The sequence below is a fragment of the Flavobacterium tructae genome (genome assembly GCF_002217475.1).
GTDB classification, from domain to species: Bacteria; Bacteroidota; Bacteroidia; order Flavobacteriales; family Flavobacteriaceae; genus Flavobacterium; species Flavobacterium tructae.
This window is the reverse complement of sequence record NZ_MUHH01000009.1, coordinates 37,200-58,626: the sequence shown is the minus strand read 5'-3', so window position 1 is coordinate 58,626 and position 21,427 is coordinate 37,200. Positions and strand designations below refer to the sequence as shown.

Annotated in this window: 23 protein-coding genes; 10 read left to right on the top strand and 13 right to left on the bottom strand. The window is 35.5% G+C overall.

Annotated features, from left to right (window positions below; translation table 11 throughout):
* Positions 1–29 precede the first annotated feature (29 nt).
* From cobU to B0A80_RS01980, 3 genes are read right to left on the bottom strand one after another with little or no spacing between them, the layout of a single operon-like run.
* Entirely contained in the window at positions 30–539 is a 510-nt protein-coding gene (gene cobU, locus B0A80_RS01990; RefSeq protein ID WP_017498681.1) for a bifunctional adenosylcobinamide kinase/adenosylcobinamide-phosphate guanylyltransferase, read from the bottom strand.
* Between the two features lie 55 nt (positions 540–594).
* Positions 595–969, bottom strand: a complete 375-nt coding sequence (locus B0A80_RS01985; RefSeq protein ID WP_089076240.1) for a four helix bundle protein — start codon at positions 967–969, stop codon at positions 595–597.
* 37 nt (positions 970–1,006) lie between these two features.
* Positions 1,007–1,369 carry a DUF5522 domain-containing protein gene (locus B0A80_RS01980; protein WP_089076239.1) on the bottom strand — a complete coding sequence of 121 codons (363 nt, stop codon included), beginning with the start codon at positions 1,367–1,369 and terminating at the stop codon, positions 1,007–1,009.
* A gap of 179 nt (positions 1,370–1,548) precedes the next feature.
* Between B0A80_RS01980 and B0A80_RS01975 the strand changes: the two genes are divergently transcribed.
* The 3 genes from B0A80_RS01975 (at position 1,549) to B0A80_RS01965 (ending at position 4,622) form a co-directional block, all read left to right on the top strand.
* Complete coding sequence (locus tag B0A80_RS01975) at positions 1,549–2,691, top strand: ABC transporter substrate-binding protein (protein ID WP_017498677.1); 1,143 nt, start codon at positions 1,549–1,551, stop codon at positions 2,689–2,691.
* Positions 2,692–2,696: 5 nt separating this feature from the next.
* Positions 2,697–3,725: an iron chelate uptake ABC transporter family permease subunit gene (locus B0A80_RS01970; protein WP_394364265.1), complete on the top strand. Its 1,029-nt coding sequence runs from the start codon at positions 2,697–2,699 to the stop codon at positions 3,723–3,725.
* A 120-nt stretch (positions 3,726–3,845) separates the two neighbouring features.
* Positions 3,846–4,622, top strand: a complete 777-nt coding sequence (locus B0A80_RS01965) for an ABC transporter ATP-binding protein (protein WP_089076237.1) — start codon at positions 3,846–3,848, stop codon at positions 4,620–4,622.
* Between the two features lie 66 nt (positions 4,623–4,688).
* Here the strand turns inward: B0A80_RS01965 and B0A80_RS01960 are convergent, their stop codons facing one another.
* The 4 genes from B0A80_RS01960 to B0A80_RS01945 form a co-directional block, all read right to left on the bottom strand.
* Positions 4,689–5,144: a tRNA (cytidine(34)-2'-O)-methyltransferase gene (locus tag B0A80_RS01960; protein ID WP_089076236.1), complete on the bottom strand. Its 456-nt coding sequence runs from the start codon at positions 5,142–5,144 to the stop codon at positions 4,689–4,691.
* Positions 5,145–5,241: 97 nt separating this feature from the next.
* Entirely contained in the window at positions 5,242–5,814 is a 573-nt protein-coding gene (locus B0A80_RS01955) for a pseudouridine synthase (protein WP_089076235.1), read from the bottom strand.
* Positions 5,815–5,867: 53 nt separating this feature from the next.
* The gene (locus tag B0A80_RS01950) at positions 5,868–6,080 is read right to left on the bottom strand and encodes a hypothetical protein (protein WP_089076234.1); all 213 of its coding nucleotides are present in this window, start codon (positions 6,078–6,080) and stop codon (positions 5,868–5,870) included.
* 39 nt (positions 6,081–6,119) lie between these two features.
* Positions 6,120–6,596 (bottom strand): copper resistance protein NlpE, encoded by a 477-nt coding sequence (locus tag B0A80_RS01945; protein ID WP_089076233.1) that lies wholly within the window; start codon positions 6,594–6,596, stop codon positions 6,120–6,122.
* A 423-nt stretch (positions 6,597–7,019) separates the two neighbouring features.
* Between B0A80_RS01945 and B0A80_RS01940 the strand changes: the two genes are divergently transcribed.
* Complete coding sequence (locus B0A80_RS01940) at positions 7,020–10,460, top strand: T9SS-dependent choice-of-anchor J family protein (RefSeq protein ID WP_089076271.1); 3,441 nt, start codon at positions 7,020–7,022, stop codon at positions 10,458–10,460.
* Between the two features lie 117 nt (positions 10,461–10,577).
* On the opposite strand, the gene B0A80_RS01935 is transcribed toward B0A80_RS01940, so the two are convergent.
* From B0A80_RS01935 to B0A80_RS01915, 5 genes are read right to left on the bottom strand one after another with little or no spacing between them, the layout of a single operon-like run.
* Positions 10,578–11,099 carry a MepB family protein gene (locus tag B0A80_RS01935; RefSeq protein ID WP_089076232.1) on the bottom strand — a complete coding sequence of 174 codons (522 nt, stop codon included), beginning with the start codon at positions 11,097–11,099 and terminating at the stop codon, positions 10,578–10,580.
* Positions 11,100–11,150: 51 nt separating this feature from the next.
* On the bottom strand, positions 11,151–12,947 hold the full coding sequence (locus B0A80_RS01930; protein ID WP_089076231.1) for a hypothetical protein: 1,797 nt from the start codon (positions 12,945–12,947) through the stop codon (positions 11,151–11,153).
* Positions 12,944–13,495 (bottom strand): RNA polymerase sigma factor, encoded by a 552-nt coding sequence (locus tag B0A80_RS01925; protein ID WP_017498834.1) that lies wholly within the window; start codon positions 13,493–13,495, stop codon positions 12,944–12,946. The genes B0A80_RS01930 and B0A80_RS01925 overlap by 4 nt, the downstream gene beginning before the upstream one ends.
* 50 nt (positions 13,496–13,545) lie before the next feature.
* Positions 13,546–13,944, bottom strand: coding sequence for a hypothetical protein (locus B0A80_RS01920; protein ID WP_089076230.1), 399 nt, complete (start codon positions 13,942–13,944; stop codon positions 13,546–13,548).
* An 8-nt stretch (positions 13,945–13,952) separates the two neighbouring features.
* A complete protein-coding gene (locus B0A80_RS01915) occupies positions 13,953–14,828 on the bottom strand; it encodes a protease complex subunit PrcB family protein (protein WP_089076229.1) in 876 nt (291 codons plus the stop codon).
* Positions 14,829–15,007: 179 nt separating this feature from the next.
* Here B0A80_RS01915 and rmuC point away from each other — a divergent pair, with 179 nt between their 5' ends.
* The 4 genes from rmuC (at position 15,008) to B0A80_RS01895 (ending at position 18,443) form a co-directional block, all read left to right on the top strand.
* Positions 15,008–16,381: a DNA recombination protein RmuC gene (gene rmuC / locus B0A80_RS01910; protein ID WP_089076228.1), complete on the top strand. Its 1,374-nt coding sequence runs from the start codon at positions 15,008–15,010 to the stop codon at positions 16,379–16,381.
* A gap of 63 nt (positions 16,382–16,444) precedes the next feature.
* A complete protein-coding gene (locus B0A80_RS01905; protein WP_026110234.1) occupies positions 16,445–16,993 on the top strand; it encodes an acyl-CoA thioesterase in 549 nt (182 codons plus the stop codon).
* Positions 16,994–17,212: 219 nt separating this feature from the next.
* A complete protein-coding gene (locus B0A80_RS01900; RefSeq protein ID WP_070907589.1) occupies positions 17,213–17,605 on the top strand; it encodes a VOC family protein in 393 nt (130 codons plus the stop codon).
* A 268-nt stretch (positions 17,606–17,873) separates the two neighbouring features.
* The gene (locus tag B0A80_RS01895) at positions 17,874–18,443 is read left to right on the top strand and encodes a YceI family protein (protein WP_089076227.1); all 570 of its coding nucleotides are present in this window, start codon (positions 17,874–17,876) and stop codon (positions 18,441–18,443) included.
* On the opposite strand, the gene B0A80_RS01890 is transcribed toward B0A80_RS01895, so the two are convergent.
* Positions 18,444–19,355, bottom strand: a complete 912-nt coding sequence (locus tag B0A80_RS01890; RefSeq protein ID WP_089076226.1) for a TIGR01777 family oxidoreductase — start codon at positions 19,353–19,355, stop codon at positions 18,444–18,446. It abuts the gene before it with no gap.
* A gap of 98 nt (positions 19,356–19,453) precedes the next feature.
* Between B0A80_RS01890 and B0A80_RS01885 the strand changes: the two genes are divergently transcribed.
* On the top strand, positions 19,454–20,113 hold the full coding sequence (locus tag B0A80_RS01885; RefSeq protein ID WP_089076225.1) for a TetR family transcriptional regulator C-terminal domain-containing protein: 660 nt from the start codon (positions 19,454–19,456) through the stop codon (positions 20,111–20,113).
* Positions 20,113–21,417 carry an ABC1 kinase family protein gene (locus B0A80_RS01880; protein ID WP_089076224.1) on the top strand — a complete coding sequence of 435 codons (1,305 nt, stop codon included), beginning with the start codon at positions 20,113–20,115 and terminating at the stop codon, positions 21,415–21,417. The genes B0A80_RS01885 and B0A80_RS01880 overlap by 1 nt, the downstream gene beginning before the upstream one ends.
* Positions 21,418–21,427 lie beyond the last annotated feature (10 nt).

Genomic DNA, 21,427 nt, shown 5'->3' with positions numbered 1-21,427 from the left:
GATTTAAAAATTGGATTTTCTTTCGATCACTATCCTTTTATCTTAACAGGAATTCCCGAAACCATTAGAACCACTTCATCTGCGTTTGAAGCCAAAAACTGATTCATCCAACCCTGAAGTTCGGTAAATTTTCGGCCGATATGAGTTTCGGCATGAACACCCATTCCGATTTCATTTGTGACAATAATCAGCGTAGCATTTTCCTGTTGCGCTATGGATAGAAATTCTTTTTTTGCTTCCTCTAAACTTAAAGTAACCTCATTTTTATGGTCGACAAAAAAGTTGGTCAGCCAAAGGGTAACGCAATCTATTAAAGCCACTTTTCCGGAAAAGTCAATTTCACTTAAGTATTTCTCTTTTTCAATATTGGTCCAGCGTTCGTCGCGCTCCTGTTGATGTCTGTCAATTCTGTTTTGAAAATCAGAGTCCCATTTCCTAGCTGTCGCTACATATATAGGGGTATCTGAAAGTTGTAAGGCCAGGCTTTGGGCGTAACTGCTCTTTCCTGATCGTTCGCCTCCTGTAATTAGGTAGATCATTTTAATTGTTGATTGTTAATTGTTAATTGTTGGTTGTGAAATGTTGATTGTTAATTTAAAGAAGAGGCTGTTTAGGAGGAATTTGACTTTTGGTCGTTTTGATAATACTTGTTATTAATTTTAATATTGAAATGGCGTCATTATTAATAGTCGCAAATTCTTTTTCATTTAAGTAATTGGTTGCTTTTAGTAATTCTAACCAATAAACAGCTTCATTGGCCTCTTTTTGGGCAATTGCAAATTTATGAATAAAATCATTTTTGCTTTCGGCATGTTCAGCTTCTCTTATCATAGCACCTATACTTGTTCCAGATCGCAGAAGCTGTTTAGAAAGGACAAATTCTTTTTTCTCCGCGGATAGGTACTGATATAATTTAACTATTCGAATCGCAAAATCAAAACTTTTATCTTTGATTATATTCTCTTTCATAATTCACAACTAGCAATTTATAATCAACAATCAACAATTAGTAAGGGCAGTGTCGGCATTCGTTTCCGCAGCAGCTTCCTCTTTTTAAGTGAAACCAGGCTTTGAAAACATAATTTCCGTTTTCCAAATAATAATCAATTCCTTCGATTAACTTTTCTTGTTTGGGTAAAGATATGGCTTTATTTTTAAGAGCTTTTTGTGGGGTAAGCGTTTCTACGTAAGCGTCGATTTTATCTTCGCAGGCTTCTTTAAAACAAACGGGGCAAAGACAGTCGCCTCCTTCGGAAAGATTAAAAATAGGGGGGAAATCATTACACCAACACTTGTTTTCATTTGAAGTATCTCCACAGCTGAAAGAAGATTCACAGCTCGAGCAGACTTTGGTTTTTATGGGATTCATTAGGGAAAAATGATGTTTATTTGATTTTGTAGGAATAAAGGTAGATAAAAAAAATAGAAATTGCGTTACCTTTGTCAGTAATGAAATTGTAAAATTTATAAGGAAGACGATTCAAATTATATGCCATAAAAGCAGCATGATGAAACTGAGCCCTTTAAAAAAAATAACAGAACCTATATATGAGACATTTACTGCCAAAAATGATTTTTGTTTTACCTTTTTTTCTTCTAATCGGATGCAAAAAAAATGAATCTTCGGAGATTGTAAAAACGGAAACCGAAAAAAATAGTATCGAATATGCGTCGGGACTCTCGATTATAAAGCACGAAGGTTATTCGGTAGTAACTGTATCAGATCCGTGGCCGGATGCCCATACCAAGTTTACTTATGTACTGAAAGAGAAAGAGGCGAAAGTACCGGACAGTTTACAAAAGTACACGACTATCAAAGTTCCTTTGGAGTCAATTGTGGTGACTTCAACGACTAACATTCCGTTTTTGGAGATGTTGGAAGTAGAGAATAAATTGGTAGGTTTTCCTCATACCGATTACATTTCTTCAGAAAAAACCAGAGCACTGATAGACAAAGGTGCCGTTAAAAATGTGGGGCAAAACGAGAAATTAAATATCGAACAATTAATAGAGTTGTCTCCGGACTTAATAGTGACTTTTGGAGTAGACAATAACAATGCGATGCTTGATAATTTGAAAAAAAGCGGTTTAAATGTTTTGATTCAGGCCGACTGGATGGAGCAATCTCCCCTTGGAAAAGCAGAGTGGATTAAACTCTACGGTGCTTTATTTGGCAAAGAAGAACAGGCGAAAGAGTTGTTTGATAAAATTGTTTTGAGTTATGACCAGGCTAAAAAATTAGTAGCGGGAAAACCAGCAACTTCAAGTGTTTTATATGGTTCTATGTACGAAGATATCTGGTATGTAGCTAAAGGAAACAGTTGGGTGGCGCAGTTTATGAAAGATGCTCAGGCCAATTATCTATGGGCCGATTTGAAAGGTACGGGAAGCGAAGGCTTGTCTTTTGAAAAAGTCTTAGTGAAAGCCAAAACGGCTAATTTCTGGATCGCTGCAGGTTCCTTTAAAAGTCTGGACGAATTCGGAAAAAGTAATCCTCATTATACAGAGTTTGATGCCTTCAAGTCTAAGAATGTTTATACGTTTGAAGGTAAATCAGGAGCAACGGGAGGAACCGTTTATTATGAGCTGGCGCCAAGCCGTCCTGATTTAGTATTAAAAGATTATATCAAGATTTTTCACCCGGAGTTGTTGCCAAGTTATGAATTTACTTTTGCCTCTAAATTAAACTAAGTTCATTGATTCATAAAAAACGAAATATAATACTGTTTTCGGTACTCGGTCTGGCCTTATTGTTTATGTTCTTTTTAGACATTAGCCTGGGATCAGTAACCATACCTTTTAAGGAAGTATATAACAGTATGACGGGAAGCCATGCCAGTAAATTGACCTGGGAATATATTATTGTCAATTATCGTCTGCCAAAGGCTATTACAGCCATGTTGGTTGGTATTGGTTTATCGGTGAGTGGTTTGCTGATGCAGACTTTGTTTAGAAATCCGCTCGCAGGACCTGATGTTTTAGGTTTAAGTTCGGGAGCAATTCTGGCAGTTGCGATTGTGATTCTAGGGGCAGGTTTTTTACCTTCATTTTTAAACTCGATTTTATTGTCGCCGTATGCAATTGTACTGGCTTCGACAATAGGAAGTGTTTTGGTTTTACTATTGGTTTTATTGGTAGCACAGCGTTTACGAAATACGATGGCAATTTTAATCGTCGGATTAATGTTTGGGAGTTTTACTAGTGCTATTGTTGGGGTCTTGACGTATTTTAGTTCAGCAGAACAATTGCAGAAATTCACCTTTTGGTCTCTGGGAAGTCTTGGGAACCTTTCGTGGACTTCGATCTTGATTTTGGCAGTTTGTGTTGCTTTTGGTCTGTTTTTGAGTGCCGGAAGTATTAAGCCTTTAAATGCCTTGCTTTTAGGTGAAAATTACGCCAGAAGTATGGGGTTGAATTACAAGAGAGCCCGATTGATCATTATTTTTGCAACAAGTATTCTGGCCGGAACTGTTACTGCTTTTGCAGGGCCGGTTGCATTCATAGGTTTGGCAGTGCCACATATTGCAAAGCTCACTTTTCAGACCAGTAATCATACCATTTTATACTGGAGTACTTTTTTCTATGGAGGAATAATTATGTTGTTTTGCGATATAGCATCACAAATGCCGGGACTGGAGACTACATTGCCCATTAATGCCATTACGTCTATAATTGGCGCACCAATTGTCGTTTGGCTGCTCATGCGTAAAAGAAATTTTCAGTAAATAAATTAGCCACAGATTAAGCGGATTCAACGGATTTTCGCAGATTGATTTTTAAAAATTAAAAGCGGTGAAGAAAAACCTTAGCATCTTAGCGACTTAGAACCTTAGCAACTTTAAAAGATGAAAACTATTTTAAAAACAAAAGATCTCAACATCGGCTATAAGTCAAAGAAAGGAGTTGTGACCATTGCTGAAAATCTAAATCTGAATTTAGCTTCGGGGAAACTAATCTCGTTAATTGGTGCAAACGGAATTGGGAAATCGACTTTGTTGCGCACGATTACCGGAATTCAACAGCCGTTGAAAGGACATGTTTTTCTAAATGAAAAAAATATAAGTAACTATAAGCCTCTGGAATTAGCTCAAAATTTAAGCTTAGTTTTAACCGAAAAGTTACCGCCAAGTAATTTGTCTGTTTTCGAATTAGTAGCTTTGGGACGTCAGCCTTACACCAATTGGATTGGGACTTTAAGTCAGAATGATATCGAGAAAGTTCAGGAAGCTTTAGAGTTGACTCAAATAGAGCATCTGGCACAGAAAAAGCATTTCGAAATTAGTGACGGACAATTGCAGAAGGTTTTAATTGCGCGAGCTTTGGCACAAGATACTCCGTTGATTATTCTGGACGAGCCGACAACACATCTTGATTTGCTGCACAAAGTTTCGCTATTCAAACTCCTCAAAAAACTAACAGAGGAAACTCAGAAATGTATTTTATTTTCGACTCATGACATCGATCTGGCAATTCAGTTGAGTGATGAAATGATTATTATGACTCCTGAATTGGTGGTACAGGATGCGCCATGCAATTTAATTTCAAAAGGAAGTTTTGCCACCCTATTCAAAGACGAACATATTATTTTTGATGCCGAAAAAGGAAAGTTCGTAATTACGTAGCAGACCTGTCGAATACTTTACAAAGGGACCGGATTACCGTTTAAAACTAAAGGAATTAAGGACTAATTATTTTTTCAGTCCGATTTGTCTTTTTGCTTCTCCTACCACAAAAGCCACAGAATTGGCAATATTAAAACTTCGGATTAATTTTGACATGGGAATGGTGAGGTGATTCTCAAAACGTGCCAGAACTTCTTTACTTAAACCTACACTTTCTTTACCAAATACAAGCCAGTCTCCATCCTGAAAATCAGTTTCGAGATATGATTTTTCGGCATGAGAACTCATCAGAAAAACACGTGACTGATCAGGAATCTGCTGAATCCATTCTTCTATATTTGGATATTCGGTAACGTCAAGATGTACCCAGTAATCTAATCCCGAACGTTTCAGGTTTTTGTCGTTAATTACAAATCCGAAAGGGTGAATTAAATGTAATCTGCTTTCTGTACCCACACACAAACGTCCAATGTTTCCGGTGTTATTAGGGATTTCAGGCTCTACAAGAACTATGTTTAGCATTTTTTTTTTTTTTGAGTTATGGGTTATGAGGTGTGAAATGTGAGATGTGAAATGGGTATGAGTGTTTTATTCTTTTAAATAATAATTGTCACATTATCTAATTATCTAAATTAAAATCAGTCACTTCCATCACTTCTCCGGCTTTTAAGTTTTGCAAAGATACATTTCCTATGCGAACACGAACTAGTCTTAAAGTTGGAAATCCAACAGCCGCGGTCATTTTTCGAACCTGACGAAATTTTCCTTCTCTTATTGTAATAGAAGCCCAGGAGGTTGGACCATGGCGTTCATCTCTGATTTTTTTGGCTCTTGGACCAAAGTCAGGAATTTCAGTAACGATAAAAGCAGTGCAGGGTCTGGTTTTGTATTTACCGCCATCAAAACCTATTTCAACGCCTTTTTGTAAGGCCTCGATGGCTTCTGGAGTGATGATTCCGTCGACCTGAACGTAATATTCTTTGTCTACCTTTTTGCTTCTTACCAGTTCGCTTATCCTTCCGTCTGTCGTCAATAAAAGTAAACCTTCAGAGTCTTCATCAAGTCTTCCGATGGCCATAGTACCTTCAGGGAAATGGTATAATTCCCCTAAAAGCTTTTTCTTTCTCTTCAATTCATAAATAAACTGACTTAGATAGCCGTAAGGTTTAAAAAGAAGAAAATGGTGATGCATATTTGTTTTTTGACTGCAAAGATAACTTTGTTTGCAGAGTTTAAAAGGAAATCTTAAGATTTAGATTTTTCATGCTTCATTTTTTTTAGCCATTTCAGAACAAACCAGATTGCCGTAATTGCAAATAGGACCAGAATTGGGAGATAATAATTTTTGAAAAAATCATGAAAATAACTTCCAATTAATACGTAAGCTGAAGCGATACACAATTTGATTCCAATAAATTCAGCATTAGACCAGGAAGTTTTGATTTTGAAGAAGTTCATAATTCTGGATTGAATCGTTAGTAAATACTGTTAAAGAGGTTATTTTTTTAAAGTCAAAAAGTAGTTTAGATCAGATTTAATCCTTTTTCTGTCTTTATCCAGTAGATAGATCTTTTCAGGATTAGAACTATAATAGCCATAGTACAGCTGTTTTTCTTCCGGCTGATCCCAGTTTAGGACATAAATTGTACCGTCCGGATCTTTATCTAATCCTCTTTCTGTATTAAAATTGCCTTTCTGGGTAAAGACATTTCCGGGTTCTTTTCCCTGATAGACACTTATGAGTTCGAATTTATTGTTTTGTGAAACACTATAATCGTTGTAGATTTTCAAGGTCATTTGAATTCCGCTACAATCAGCACACGGAATTATTCCTTCATAGATTGTTGTTTTGCTGAAACTGTTGTCGGTTTTAGTGACCGTTTCCTTGTTTGTAGTGTTGTTTTCTTTAGTTGTTTTTGTATTGCAGGACAGCAGCAGAGAAAATAGAGCCGAAAAGATAAATAAGTTTTTCATGTTGTATCGTATTAGTTAATGCCTCAAACGATTTAAAGGTAAAGAAAATTGTACAGATAGAAAAAGTGAAATTTAAGGATTCATTTTTCAGTTTTAGGAGTTCTAATAGCATAGACTAATGAGGAAAAATAATGTCGTTAAAAATATTTAGGGGGTAAATTAAGTCCTTTTGATTTTGTGACAGAGAAATTTTAAAAAAGAAATAACTTGTTAAATCGCAATAATCTCTTAATTCGTACAAAAACAAAATGTTTTGTGAAGTCGCACCAGATCTAAGAATAATTGAAAGAACTGACGGATAATTTATTTTTTGCTGGAAAATTTTCACAAAAGTGCGATACGATAAGTTTATGTTTTCACAATATTCTGTTAACTTTAAAGAATATAAATTTGATTTCTAAAAACTCTATTTTTTTAAACTTTATGAAAAACAATTACTCTGTACGCCATCTCATGGCTTTTTTAAGTTTTTTTTGTTGGTCAGGTCTAAGTCTTGTTGCGCAAACGATGCCAACAGTTCAGACTTTGCCTTACGCACAAAATTTTGATAATTTAACTGCCAATTCAACAACTTATCCGGCAGGTTTTCAGGGATGGAATGCAGCCGGAGCTCCTGGCAGTAATTATGTTACAAATGCGACTTTAGTTGGTGACAGAGCTCTGGTAGCAAGCAGCACATCGTCAACGAATAGTGGTAATGTCCATAATTACAATGGTAAAATTGGTTTTCTAAATAACTCATCGCTCGATTTGGCTATTGGTTTTGCTTTTTCTACAACAGGCAAAAGTAGTATTGAAATTAAATATGATGCGATGGTAGTTCGTAATCCTTTCGGTAGTACTGTTAATGATACAAGAATAAACGAAATGGTGTTGCAATACAGAATTGGAGATAATACTGCTTTTACATCACTATTATCGACAGCCTATCAAAATAACAATGTTATTCAGGTTACACCGGCTACTACTGCACCACAAAATCTTCAAACCATAAAAGTAAGTTTGCCGGCAGAATGTAACAACCAGCCGGTAATTCAGATACGATGGATTTCGAAGCAAGTTTCAGGAGGTGGCGCACGTCCTTCATTTGCGGTGGATAATATCAATATTGATGTAAAAGCAGATACCAGTGCGCCTGTAAGCGATTCCGGTTATCCAAAAGCCGATAATATTTTATTGGATAGTTTTGATTTCTCTGATAAATTAAATGAGGTGGGGAAAACGTATTATGTTTTAGTACCGGGAGGAAGTACAGCACCAACAGCTGCACAAATTAAGGCAGGTCACGATGCTAGCGATGCGGCGGCTTTACAATCAGGATTTTTGGATGTTACGAATGCTGCTAATGTGTACACCAAAACCTTCTCAGGTTTAACGCTAAATGCAAATTATACTGTTTTTTCTGTTTCAGAGGATGCTTTAGGAAATTTACAGGCTACCCCTGCTAAAGTTGATGTTACAATTTCGAGTGCACCAATTCCTTCTTTAACGACAACGGTTTCTACTTTAGATTTTGGATTTTCGGAGGCTAATTTGAGTTCGGATAATTTGAGTTATCAAATTCAGGGAACTAATATATCAAATACTGTTACGGTAACAGCAAATGACAAATTTACAGTTTCAAAAGACGGAAATACATTTAGTACTTCGGTTTCTTACCTTGCAGCTGATTTTGCTTCGGGTGCTACGCCAACAGTTTATGTGAGGTTTACACCGGATGCTATTGGAAGTTTTTCGGGACAAATAACACATGGTGCGACCGGAGCAACAACCAAAATAGTGACGCTTACAGGAGTAGGAATTGATCCGTACCAACAAGGTTTTAACGATGCAAATGTTTTAAGCAATAGCGGATGGACGCAATACAATGTTGCCGGTACTGCAAATAAATGGACTCCAACTACTGTGGCCAGAAATGTAAACTCAGGAGCGGGAGCGGTAATTATGAACGGCTATTCCGATAGCGGAGCTAGTAAAGACTGGTTGATTTCTCCAAAATTGCGTTTAGATAATGCAGCTAAATTTGATAAAGCGATCTTACTTTCTTTTTATTCCCGTAAATTTTATGCGGGTACCGATCTGAAATTAATGGTTTCTACCGATTATGATGGAAAGAGTAACCCTGAAAATGCAACCTGGACCGTAATTGATGGTAAATTTCCAACCATAACAGGAACCTATGCACAATCGCAATACATTAAATTAGACAGTTACAAAACAAGTCATACCTATCTGGCCTGGGTGTATGAAACTACAGCCGGAGGAGCAAACAATGCTGCAGAATGGTCATTTGATGATTTTGCAATTACAAATACAACAGGTTATATAGATGCAAATCCTGTTTTAGATTTTGGAGATGTAAATGTAAGTGGAGTTTCGGGAACCCAGACTTTTCCTCTTAAGGCAGAAGGATATGGAGATATTACCGTTACTGCTCCTGCAGATTTTCAATTGTCTTTGGACGGAAGTTCATTTCAATCGACTGTAGTAGTTAGTGCAGCTGACGCCGCAGGAAGTAAACAGATTTATGCAAGATTTACACCATCTGTAAAAGCATTAACGATTTCAGGTGTGTTAACAGTTACAGGAACTTCTTTAAATAAGCAAATAGGTTCGTTTACCGGTTCATCTATACCAAAGGCAGATACTTTTGATGTAGTGACCTATAACTTAGAGTTTTTTGGTACAGATGTGAAAGATAAGTCAAACAAAGAATTCGGACCTACCGATGATGCTCTGCAAATTGAAAATGTGGCCAAAGTAATGAACAAGTTAAATGCTGATGTTTATGTGGTTCAGGAAGTTTCTGATGAACCGGCTTTAGATGCTTTAGTGCAAAAAATTAGCGTTAATGGTAAAACGTTTGATAAAGTAATTTCACCTTCATGGTCGTATTCTTTTAATCCTGCAGATCCGAATTTTCCACCTCAGAAATTGGTGGTGATCTACAATACACAGACAGCAACGGTAAAAAATACCAGAGTAATGTTTAAAGATCTATACGATCAGATACGTGCTAAAACGGTTACGTTGAATAATTATCCAAGTCCTGAGAATAAGGATGAGAATTTTTTCTCATCAGGACGTTTACCTTATATGGTGCAAATTGAGACGAATGTTGGCGGAGTAAAAAAACTAATCAATTTAGTAGACCTTCATGCCCGTGCGAATAGTGGGTCTGATATCAGTAAATACAATATGCGTAAGTATGATGCACAAGTATTGAAAGACAGTTTAGATACTTACTATGCTAATTCGAATCTGATTATTTTGGGAGACTATAACGATGATGTAAGTAAATCAGTTATTACGCCAAATCCATCTTCTTATAAGATGTTTGTTGATGATCAGACTAATTATAATGCACTTACTTTAGAAATCAGTAAAGCAGGAGCATATACTTATTTAAGTTCGGGCGGATTTTTAGATCACATCATGATTTCAAACGAATTAAACGACCAGTACATCGCAAATTCGATTGCAGTTTATGATCCTCGTAACGATATTAATAATTATACCAATACAACTTCAGACCACGGTCCGGTAATTGCCCGTTTTGAATTGAAATCTTCGAATCTGTCGACTATCGATTTTGAAACTAAAAATGGTTATGCGGTTCAGGCTTATCCGAATCCAACTACTGATGTGGTGAATGTGATTGTAAAAACCAATACTGATAAAAAACTGAAATTGAAGTTTTACGATGTTTCAGGCCATTTATTAGGGAATCCGGTTGATATTAATGCAACACAGGATGTAAGTACTACGGCTGTCCCGGTAAGTTATTTGCAAACGGGGATTTACTTTTATACGCTAACCGAGAATAATAAAGTAGTTTATAAAGGGAAGATTATTAAAAAGTAAGAAGTGAAATGTAAAATGTAAGAAGGAAATTGATTTGTGGTTTCTTTTGAACAGTTTACAATAGCTTTCAGTAAAAAGTAAAAGCAGTCCAAAGTAAAATTTGGGCTGCTTTTTTATTTAAAACAATGTTTTGAATCGTTTCAGATTTGTTTCGGGCGTAATGAAGTAAAAGTAATTCAATTGCCATTGCTGCGTTTTCTGAGCTTGTTTACTTGTTGTTTCATCCCACGGAGGATACACTCTTGTGGCTCTTTTGCCTTCTTTTTTCGAAGTGGTAAAAATACCTTTCTCTAATAGAATCGGTTTAGGAAAAACAAATTGTCCGAAGAGTTCGTTCTTTCGAACACTGACAATCACAAAGTCAATAGCGTCTGTGAAATCAAAGGGCTCAATAATTCCCGTCGTATTGCGTTTCCATAAAGTTACAAACTGACCTGTTTTGGTGGGTGTGATTTTCGCTTTCCTGTAACAGATGTTTTTCTGATTCAATCGAAAACGGTAAGCATCGTACTCATTGCTTTCAGCTTCCGGCTGAGGTTGAGTGAGGTCAAAATCGCAACAATCGTAAAGTATTTCTTTGGCAATTATAAGATCTTTAGGTAGTGACTCCGGATCGGTCCCATTGTTTTTGAGGATCATTTTATCGTTTTTTCTAAGTAATTTTTTGGTAAAACTACCACAAAAAGAACTTTAAAAAGTAACATTCAATCCAAAATTTAATCCCCATTGAAACTGATTAAAAGATTGGCTGCTTAGCGGATTAACATAATAATTCATAGCAGGCTCCACAAAAACACTTGTTTTCTTGTAAACGCGATATTGCAAAGTACTGCTTAATGTAGAACCGTAGATGAAATCATTGGCATTGACATTCTGACCAATCGAATTTCCGTTTAAGGCCATGTTATTTGAAATCAGTTTCCCCACAAAACCACCGGTATTGATGTTGATGTTGGTCCTGTTTTTACTGAAAACAGAATACGAAACCTCTAAAGGCATTTCGATATATCTTAAGTTTTGATCCAGATTCCCACTTTCAATAGAATTGCTTTCAATGTTATTTTGTTTTAACGCATTTGTAGTGTTTTTAGAAACAAAAATGTAACCTGAACTAGTGCTAATTTGGGGAGCTGCTGCGACTACTGTTGCATTTTGATTAAAATAGTCATTAGAAGTCATGGCAGCATTAGGCGGACCATTGCTTATGTACGATACATCGGCAACACTTTGTCCTAATTCGTTGATCTTAAAACCTGAACCAACGGCCCATTTTTTGTTGATTTTATATTTTGTTTTAACACCGTAAGTACTTCCCTGTTTTGAGTCGTTTACATTGCCCAGCGTTTTGTCATTTTTATAATTTTCCGAGTTGGCTAATCCGGCAAAAACTTCAACGGCCCATCTTTCTCCTTTAGAAATTGTCGTTTTCTTTTCTTTCTCGTTTTTCTCTTCCGGATTAATTATACCTTTTTCTAAGTTTTGAAGTTCTGCCAACTGAACGGAATCCTGCTTGCTTAAAACGGTACTGAATTTCGAATTGTTTTTTGAATTACCTGTTAATTCTCTGCCCGGGAATGCATTTTCAATAGCAGTTTTCTGATGCTTATCAGAAAGCGGATTCACAGCACTTAAAGCTGTACTAATGTTATTTTTAGCAGGCAATTGCTCTTCGAAAACAGAAGCCGACACCTTATTTTTTGAATTTGGATAGAAAGGGTTGGCTTTTCCTGCACTAAAAGTTTGTTCCGCTACTATTTGATTAGCAGCTTTTTTATCAGCACTAATAGGATAATTTTTTGAATAAGAACCCAATCCATTATTTTTGCTGATAGTATATACTTTCTCAGCTACATTTTGATTGGAACTCTTTCCCTTTGGATTTAAAAATTGATTTGTTGACGCAGAATTGAATGCATTTGATGGATTTGAATGGGCTGTATTTGTTTTGGCAGAAACAATTACTTTTTGGGTTGCAGTATGATCTTCATTTTTCTTTTGAAGAGTTGAGTTCAAATTTGCATTCCCTGAATTAGCCTTATTTGTTACATCAGAATGAGCAACTGCCGTTTTTTGATTGTGATTTTTTATAGAAAGCTCAGACGAATTTGTACTGTTCTTCAGAGAAGAGTTACTAACGGTATGATTTGATTCTTGTTGAGGGGTATTTACAACAGCATTATTCTCTTTACTTTGAATTGTTCTGTTAGAGTTTTTATTGTCTTCTTTCTCATCAAGAACCACACTATTGTTTTCTATAGAGCCATTTTTTACTGTTTTGATTGCAGAAGTTGAGGTAAAATGTAAAACAGAAGGAAGCAGCAAACCTAATAATAAGCATGCAGCAGCCGACCACCAAAGAATAGCTTTCTTCTTTTTCTTTTTGGGTTGGTCTAATTTTTCTTCAATCTGACTCCATAATTCAGGAGGAGGAACACTTGAAAAGTTTTCCATTGATGAAAAAAGATCTTCTATATTTTGCTTTTTCATGCTATTTTAAAATTTTTTATGCTCATTATTTTTTTTTGCAAAATGCTTTTGGCCCGATTTAGATTTGATTTTGATGTTCCTTCGGAGATTTTTAAAAGTTCGGCTATTTCTTTATGCTTTAGTTTTTCAAAAACATACAGGTTGAAAACGGTGCGGTACTGATCCGGTAGATCCCGGATATATTCCAGCAGTTTCTCCTGTTCGACCGGAGCAATATCCAATTCCTCCTCCTCTACAAAATCAGTATCCGGATCAAAAACGTCCAAAAAGAAACTCTCTTTTTTCTTCTTGTTCAGCGTTTCAATCAACTTATTAATGAAAATACGTTTTAGCCAGCCTTCAAAACTTCCTTCAAATTTATATTGGCCGATTTTCTGAAAAACGATGACAAAAGCCTCCTGAAATACATCTTTGGCATCGTCTTCATTTCTCATATACTTCAGGCATATACCATATAAAACAGGAGAGAACAACTGATAGATTTTCAGTTGCCCTTCTCTGTCATTTTTGATGCACAGTCGTATGTATTTATCTAAATCGTCTTTCAAAAAAGTGGTTTGTTTGGTTTTGCAAAAATAGTTCTTATAAGCTTATAAAACTACCTTTTGTAAATAGTACGTGATGCATCGGTATTATTGCTGACAATGGTTAGGTTTTGATTGTCAAGGTTTTCTATAACATAAGTCTTGCCTTCAAAAGTGATTAAGTCATGTTCAGCCTGATCAAAGTAACCAACACCTTTTTCAATTGTATAGGCGCTATTTCTTATTTCAACATTGTTTTTGTACGTGATTATTCTTCCGTTTGGTGTAAAAACGACTTTTTTGTTAAATCCGATCGTTTTAGGAGTTGCCGTATAGGGATTACTGTTTCCTCCAATCGATTTTTCCCAAATCCAGGTGTTTACAATCGAACCCGAATTTATACCCGTAGATTCCAATGAATATGCCGACGAAAAGAGACCGCATATGATGATAAATAAGAAATATTTTTTCATGAATCAGATTATTTTAGACTTGTTATTTTATCCTGAATAGCCTTTTTGAATGCTTTTATTTCGGCACTTTGATCGGCAGTATCTTTGTTGTCGATGGTAATTTTAGTAACATTTATGCCCTGACGTAATTCAAAATATACGCCTCCCTGATCTGCAGCATCCGGAGAACCATACGTTTTAGTTTTTCCTTTTAAAGCTAAAATTTCAGCAGGTACCGATTTTAAGAATAGCGTGTAATCTCCTTTTTTGGTAGCCGCCGTATAGCGGTATTGATCGAAATCATAGGCACCAGCTTTAACGTTTAAGAATTTTTGAATATTAAAATCGTTGATCTGATAGAATTTTTGACAATCAGCACCTGTACATTGACCGTTGAAACTTCCTATTACGACATTGTCACGGTTGTCTGCTACTTTATTGAATAGTATTGTTTTAGTTGTTTTTGGTATTAAAATGAAATCTGACGGATACGTTGCCCCGGGTGCAATTGTCTCGCCCACTTCAGGTTCTTTTTCGTAGTAATTAACCAGAATCTGACATTTGTTTTGAACAATGCTGGTTATTTTAATTTTAAAACCGCCTGTAGGTTTAAGTCCTGAGAAAATACCAACGATCATTTCTTTATTAAAATCGATAGGTGTAATAGTAGCATTTGGACACGTATTCTCTTTTTTTGTGAAGTAAGCATTCAATCTTTCTTCAGAAGCAGCTAAAAATGCAACAGGATTGGTAGGTAAAGATTTAACACTATAGTTGCATAAAAGTGGAATTCCTGTAAAAGCTAAGTCTTCACTTTCTCCGCAAACCACATTCATATCTTCATTATTAAGGGAGCAGGCACTGAATCCAAAAGCTATAAACAAGCTTAGCATTAATTTTTTCATAACAATATTTTAATAGTTTATAATTAGTAGATGTCTTCTTTTAGAAATGGTTGCGTGAAATTTTTTATTTTTTTACAATAATGATTTCATTTTTCGAGATTAGGGATTCGTGAAATTTCTAATTTTGAATAAAGCACTGCGTATTATTGTGTACTTTTACTTTATATAAAAATGTAATCATGTTTGAATTTCTTCCGTATTTGTTAGCCTTCACAGCTGCGTTATTTCTAGGGATATATTTAGGAAAGACGTTATTTGCTGCACGATTTCAATCCGAAAAAGTGAGTCTGGAAGAAAGGTTGAGTGCCACCACAAATCAATTACAAATTCAGAAAGAGCAGTTTGAAAACGAAAGAAGAAGTTTCGAAAAACAGCTTCATCTGAGCAGTTCTGAAAAAGAGAATATCCGAACCGAAAAAGACAGTCTCGCAATTCAGCTTTCTAAAAAAGAAGTTGATTTTGAAAACTTGTGGGAACGTCATAAAGAACAAAAGAATGAAGTAAGCGAACTTCAGGAGAAATTTACCAAAGAATTTGAAAACCTGGCGAATAAAATTCTGGAAGAGAAATCGGCAAAGTTTACGGAGCAGAATAGTGAAAACATGAAAAATATCCTGCTGCCTTTGCAGGATAAAATTCAGGGATTCGAAAAAAAGGTAGAACAAACTCACAAAGAAAGTATTGATTATCATGCGGCTTTGCGTCAGCAGATTTTAGGATTGAGTGAAATGAATGCCCAAATGAGTAAAGAAACCCTGAATTTAACGAAGGCTTTGAAAGGTGACAGTAAAATGCAGGGGAACTGGGGCGAATTGGTTTTAGAACGTGTTTTAGAAAAATCCGGTTTAGAAAAGGGGAGAGAATACGAAGTACAGCAAAGTTTTACAAATGCTGAAGGAAACAGAGTTTTGCCCGATGTTGTAATCAATTTACCCGACGGTAAAAAGATGATCGTCGATTCAAAAGTTTCTCTGGTTGCTTATGAAAAATGGATCAATGAAGAATCTGAAATTCTTAAAATGGACTTCCTCAAAGAACATGTAAACTCTATTAAAAGACATGTCGAGCAGTTGGGAAGCAAAAATTATCATGATTTGTATCAAATCGAGAGCCCGGATTTTGTCTTATTGTTTATCCCCATTGAACCTGCTTTTGCGATTGCTTTAAATGAAGATTCGACCTTGTACAATAAAGCGTTTGATCGAAACATCGTTATTGTAACTCCTACAACCTTACTGGCGACTTTAAGAACTATTGATAGTATGTGGACCAATCAAAAACAACAGGAAAATGCCTTTGAAATTGCCAGACAAGCAGGAGCATTATACGACAAATTTGAGGGATTTGTTACCGATTTGGTACGTATTGGAAATAAAATAAAAGACACAAAAACGGAATACGAAAATGCCATGAGCAAGTTGGTAGACGGAAGAGGAAATCTGATTTCAAGTGTCGAAAAATTAAAAAAAATGGGAGCGAAGGCTAAAAAATCGCTTCCTGAAAATATTATTGCAAGAGCTTCTAATTCAGATGAAAATCAATCTTTAAATTAAAAATGGAGTTTTATCAAAGCTGTTCGCAAAGAAACCTTTCCATTCAAATACAAATAAAAAATTATGACTGCAGATTTCAAACACGTTTCTTCATCGAAAATAAGTATATCAGAATTAATGTTGCCTTCGCATACTAACTTTAGTGGAAAAATTCACGGAGGATATATTTTACAGCTGTTAGACCAGATTGCTTTTGCATCAGCCTCAAAATTTAGTGGCAACTATTGCGTAACCGCTTCTGTGGATACGGTAAACTTTTTAAAACCTATTGAGGTTGGAGAATTAGTAACTATGAAAGCATCGGTAAATTACGTGGGAAGAAGTTCTATGATTGTGGGAATTCGTGTGGAAGCTGAGAACATCCAAACGGGAGCCATCAAACATTGTAATTCTTCTTATTTTACCATGGTGGCTAAAGATAATGAAGGGAAAAGTGTGCCTGTTCCCGGACTTATTTTGTCTAATTTAGAAGAGGTGAGACGCTTTAGGAAATGCATCAAACAAATCGAATCTAAAAAAGAAGTAGAAGAACATGCAAGAATGACAGACGTTAATTCTATCGAAGATCTGGCAAATTTAAATCAGTACAATGTGCTTTTAGAAATTCACTAAGGTAGGGCTTTAGAGGTGAGTTCTTTTGATAAATAGTGAGATGGGTTTTTTAAAAAGAAAAAAGAAGAAAGAGAAAAGAAAAGAGAGAAATATAGTCTTCTGCGTTTTATTAGAAGTGAAACGCTTTTTTCGGTTAATAAACTATGTTTCTATGTGTTAAAAAAGATTTTTTATGTACATACACCCAATTAAAATAATTTACAATCAAATCAAATACAAATGGTAAAGTTTGGCTATACAATTCTATACGTTGAAGATGTAGAAAAATCAATTTCGTTTTATGAAAATGCATTTGGATTTTCAAGAAAATTTGTAACTCCGGAGGCGGATTATGGCGAATTGAGTACAGGAGAAACAACCCTTTCGTTTGCTTCAAAAGAATTAGCAGCCCAAAATCTGAAAGACGGTTTTATCGAAAGTAAACCGGAGCAGAAACCTTTTGCCATCGAATTGGGTTTTATAACCGATGATGTCGAGGAATTAGTACAGAAAGCAATTTCAGCAGGAGCGACACTGGTCAAAGAAACTACTCAGAAACCATGGGGACAAGTAGTGGCCTATGTACGTGATCTGGATGGATTTTTAATTGAAATCTGTACACCAGTGCAATAAGATTTCGTGGAGTTTCTGATGTCATAATTGGAGTGCCAGTAAACGGTATCAGAATTGATTTTTAGGCAGGTAAAACATTCACAAATATTTAGCAGTAAATAGGCAACCGTAATCCTGAAAAAATCGTAACTTTAAGTATAAATGATTGGGTTACTGTTTTTTCACGGAGTACTGCCATTCTATTTTTTAACTTATCTTAAGTCCAGTTGTTTCTCTTCTTAAAAATAGAAAAAGATCGAATGACATAATTGTTTAATTGTTAACGATTATGAAAAAAATTACATTACTTATTTTACTGTTTACAGCTCATTCCGTTATGGCTCAGGATAAATTTTTTACCAGTACGGGAACCATAAATTTTGAAGCATCAGTGCCCTTTTTCGAAGATGTAAAAGCTGTAAACAGACAGGTCACAATTATTGTTGAGCCCAAAACGAGTACTTTTATCTGTACCGTTTTTATTAAAGATTTTCGTTTTAAATTAGACCTGATGCAGGAACATTTTAATGAAAATTATATGGAAAGCCATCGTTATCCGAAAGCTGTTTTTAAAGGAAAAATTCAAAAATTTGATCTAAAAAACATAGACGAAATCGAAAAGGAATATCAAATTAAAGGAAAACTTTCGATGAAGGGAAAATCAAGAGAAATTCTGGTAAATGCACTTATTAAAAAAGTGGGTGACGGAATCCAGATCATTTCCGATTTTCCAATTTTGATCTCTGATTATAATATCGAAATTCCGAACAGAATAGCCGTTAAGATTGCTAAAACGGTGAATACTGAATTAACGGGAGTAATTAAAAGTGATGATCCGGTATATCTAACGCTAAAATGACTAATTGAGGCAGTTGACCAGCGCGCCTTCTAAATCGGTAAATTGAAATTCAAATCCTGTCTTTTGTATCTTTTCAGAGGAAACCCTCTGTCCTTTTAAGACAGCCTCGCTCATTTCGCCTAAAACAATTTTAAGAATAAAGGCGGGTACTTTTGGGAGCCAGATTTTATAACCGTATAAGCTGGCAAGCATTTTTGAAAAACTAAGGTTCGTAGTATTGTCTGTCACGCAGGCATTGTACGGACCTTTTATCGTTTCATCAGTAAGTGCTTTTAGATAAATCTGACATAAATCATCGATATGAATCCAGGGAAGATATTGTTTTCCCGTGCCCAAAATGGCACCGAAACCGGCTTTGAAATTGGGTCCCAGTTTTTTTAGAAAACCTTCATTTCTTCCCAAAACAATCCCCGTTCTGATTTTAGCAGTTCGAATTCCTAAAGAAGTAATTTTATCTGTGGCCTGTTCCCATTCAACGCAGGTAATGCCTAAAAAATCGGTTGCAGGAGGCGTGTCTTCCGTACAGATAACAGAACTGGTGACAGCTCCGTAAATTCCAACCGCCGAAGCCGAGATAAAAGCCTCCGGAACTTTATTGTTTTTCTTTAAGATCGAATAAATAAGATCGATGGGTTGTACACGGCTTTCTACAATGACTTTTTTACGTCTTTTAGTCCATCTCTTCTCAACAATTCCTTCGCCTGCTAAATGGATAATATAATCAGCCTGAAGAATTGCTTCTTCGTTGATATAATTCGTTTTTAAATTCCATTTATAATAGGTGATTAATGAGGTGTTTTCTCGTGCGCTACGGCTCAAAATCGATACCGTAAAACCACTGTCAGTGAGTAGATCGGTAAGTTGTTTCCCAACAAATCCAGTGCCTCCGGTTAATAAAACATTTTTTGCCATGATAGTTTATAATATATTTAACAGTGCATTTTGTTTAAGGCAAAGTAAAGGTACTTAAACATTCCTTACCTTTAAGGCAAATTCTAAATTTTAATGAAATGGCAACTAAAAATAAGGCTATCACAAGAGAAGATATCGTTTCAAAATACATGGATGAAGTTTTAGAAAAGGGGCAAAAACCAAAATCGGTTTATCATTTTGCAAAAGAAAATGGTTTTACTGAGGCAGAGTTTTATGCTTTTTTTGGAACATTAGAAGGTTTAGAAAAAGAAATATTCAGACTGTTTTTTGCGAATACAGTTGATTTGCTGCACAAAAACGCAGATTATCACGAGTATGATATGAAAAACAAGATGTTGAGTTTCTATTATACATTTTTTGAGATTTTAACGGCCAACAGAAGTTATGTCCTGCAATCTCTCAAAATAGACAGAAATCCACTTAAAAATTTAGTACAACTGACTTCGCTTCGTGAGGCTTTTAAAGAATATGTTTCGGAAATATTGACTGATGATTACAGACTGGAACAGGAAAAATTTCAAAAATTTCAGGAAAAAGCCCTTCAGGAATCGGCCTGGCTGCAATTAATGATGACCATAAAATTCTGGATGGAGGATTCTTCGGCAGCATTCGAAAAAACGGATATTTTTATTGAAAAATCAGTTAACGCATCCTTCGAATTGATGAATGTAGCCCCAATGAATTATTTAATTGATTTTGGAAAATTTCTGTTTAAAGAAAAAATATACAGTAAGTAATGAAAACGATCGATTATATACCTACCTCAAAAATAGAAAGAGCCAGTAAATTAGTGCAAACGGGTGCAAAAATCGGAGTGAACTATATTAAGCATTATGCTGAGAAAATGGTAAACTCAGATTTGACTCGTGACAAGCTGAATGAAAACAATGCGGAAGATATTTATGACGGACTCAAAAGTTTGAAAGGAAGCGCACTTAAAGTGGCTCAAATGCTGAGCATGGACAAGAACTTTCTGCCTCAGGCTTATGTAGAGAAATTTTCATTATCGCAATTTTCAGTACCGCCGCTTTCTGCACCTCTGGTTTTGAAAACTTTTAAAACCAATTTCGGAAAAACTCCCTATGAAATTTTTGATGAGTTTAATGCCAATTCGGTCAATGCAGCTAGTATCGGTCAGGTACATTTAGCGGTTAAAGACGGTAAAAAACTAGCCGTTAAAATTCAGTACCCTGGAGTTGCTAATAGCATCTCGTCTGATTTGGCTCTGGTAAAACCTATTGCGATCAGAATGTTTAATTTGCAGGGAAAAGATTCTGATAAATATTTTAAAGAAGTTGAAGATAAACTGATTGAAGAAACCAATTATTTGTTGGAACTTCAACAAAGTCAGGAAGTGGTACAAGCCTGCAGTAAAATCGAAAACATACTTTTTCCGAATTATTATCCTGAGTTTTCATCAGAGAAAATTATCACCATGGACTGGATGAGCGGTCTGCATCTTTCGGAGTTTACCGCTAAAAATTCAGATCAGGAAGTGGGTGATAAATTAGGTCAGGCGCTTTGGGATTTTTATATGTACCAAATTCATGTTTTAAGAAAAGTGCATGCCGATCCGCATCCGGGAAATTTTCTGGTGGATGAAAACAATCAGTTAATTGCGCTGGATTTTGGCTGTATGAAACAAATTCCGGATGATTTTTATGTGCCTTACTTTGAATTGATCAATAAAAATGTAATCACTGACGAAACACTTTTCAATCAGAAATTATTTGAACTGGAAATTCTTCGTCCCGATGATTCGGCTTCTGAGATTGCCTATTTTACTGAAATGTTTCATGATTTATTGTCTCTTTTTACCCAGCCGTTTCAGAAAGAAACCTTTGATTTTTCAGATGAGACTTTCTTTGACAATATTGCCAAATTAGGAGAGCGTTTTACCAACGATACCAATCTTAAAAAAATGAACGGAAACAGAGGTTCCAAACATTTTATCTATATGAACAGAACTTTCTTCGGATTGTACAATCTGATGTTTGATTTGAAAGCGAAGATTGTTGTAGAGAATTATATGAAGTATTAAATAGAGTTTT

Excerpts from the sequence above, each read along its gene's own strand:
- rmuC (WP_089076228.1), top strand. The coding sequence starts at position 15,008 with ATGTTTGAATTTCTTCCGTATTTGTTAGCCTTCACAGCTGCGTTATTT.
- B0A80_RS01985 (WP_089076240.1), bottom strand. The coding sequence starts at position 969 with ATGAAAGAGAATATAATCAAAGATAAAAGTTTTGATTTTGCGATTCGA.
- B0A80_RS01915 (WP_089076229.1), bottom strand. The coding sequence starts at position 14,828 with ATGAAAAAATTAATGCTAAGCTTGTTTATAGCTTTTGGATTCAGTGCC.
- B0A80_RS01980 (WP_089076239.1), bottom strand. The coding sequence starts at position 1,369 with ATGAATCCCATAAAAACCAAAGTCTGCTCGAGCTGTGAATCTTCTTTC.
- B0A80_RS01885 (WP_089076225.1), top strand. The coding sequence starts at position 19,454 with ATGGCAACTAAAAATAAGGCTATCACAAGAGAAGATATCGTTTCAAAA.
- B0A80_RS01920 (WP_089076230.1), bottom strand. The coding sequence starts at position 13,944 with ATGAAAAAATATTTCTTATTTATCATCATATGCGGTCTCTTTTCGTCG.
- B0A80_RS01950 (WP_089076234.1), bottom strand. The coding sequence starts at position 6,080 with ATGAACTTCTTCAAAATCAAAACTTCCTGGTCTAATGCTGAATTTATT.
- B0A80_RS01960 (WP_089076236.1), bottom strand. The coding sequence starts at position 5,144 with ATGCTAAACATAGTTCTTGTAGAGCCTGAAATCCCTAATAACACCGGA.
- B0A80_RS01905 (WP_026110234.1), top strand. The coding sequence starts at position 16,445 with ATGACTGCAGATTTCAAACACGTTTCTTCATCGAAAATAAGTATATCA.
- B0A80_RS01955 (WP_089076235.1), bottom strand. The coding sequence starts at position 5,814 with ATGCATCACCATTTTCTTCTTTTTAAACCTTACGGCTATCTAAGTCAG.
- B0A80_RS01880 (WP_089076224.1), top strand. The coding sequence starts at position 20,113 with ATGAAAACGATCGATTATATACCTACCTCAAAAATAGAAAGAGCCAGT.
- B0A80_RS01935 (WP_089076232.1), bottom strand. The coding sequence starts at position 11,099 with ATGATCCTCAAAAACAATGGGACCGATCCGGAGTCACTACCTAAAGAT.
- cobU (WP_017498681.1), bottom strand. The coding sequence starts at position 539 with ATGATCTACCTAATTACAGGAGGCGAACGATCAGGAAAGAGCAGTTAC.
- B0A80_RS01940 (WP_089076271.1), top strand. The coding sequence starts at position 7,020 with ATGAAAAACAATTACTCTGTACGCCATCTCATGGCTTTTTTAAGTTTT.
- B0A80_RS01975 (WP_017498677.1), top strand. The coding sequence starts at position 1,549 with ATGAGACATTTACTGCCAAAAATGATTTTTGTTTTACCTTTTTTTCTT.
- B0A80_RS01890 (WP_089076226.1), bottom strand. The coding sequence starts at position 19,355 with ATGGCAAAAAATGTTTTATTAACCGGAGGCACTGGATTTGTTGGGAAA.
- B0A80_RS01900 (WP_070907589.1), top strand. The coding sequence starts at position 17,213 with ATGGTAAAGTTTGGCTATACAATTCTATACGTTGAAGATGTAGAAAAA.
- B0A80_RS01945 (WP_089076233.1), bottom strand. The coding sequence starts at position 6,596 with ATGAAAAACTTATTTATCTTTTCGGCTCTATTTTCTCTGCTGCTGTCC.
- B0A80_RS01930 (WP_089076231.1), bottom strand. The coding sequence starts at position 12,947 with ATGAAAAAGCAAAATATAGAAGATCTTTTTTCATCAATGGAAAACTTT.
- B0A80_RS01965 (WP_089076237.1), top strand. The coding sequence starts at position 3,846 with ATGAAAACTATTTTAAAAACAAAAGATCTCAACATCGGCTATAAGTCA.
- B0A80_RS01895 (WP_089076227.1), top strand. The coding sequence starts at position 17,874 with ATGAAAAAAATTACATTACTTATTTTACTGTTTACAGCTCATTCCGTT.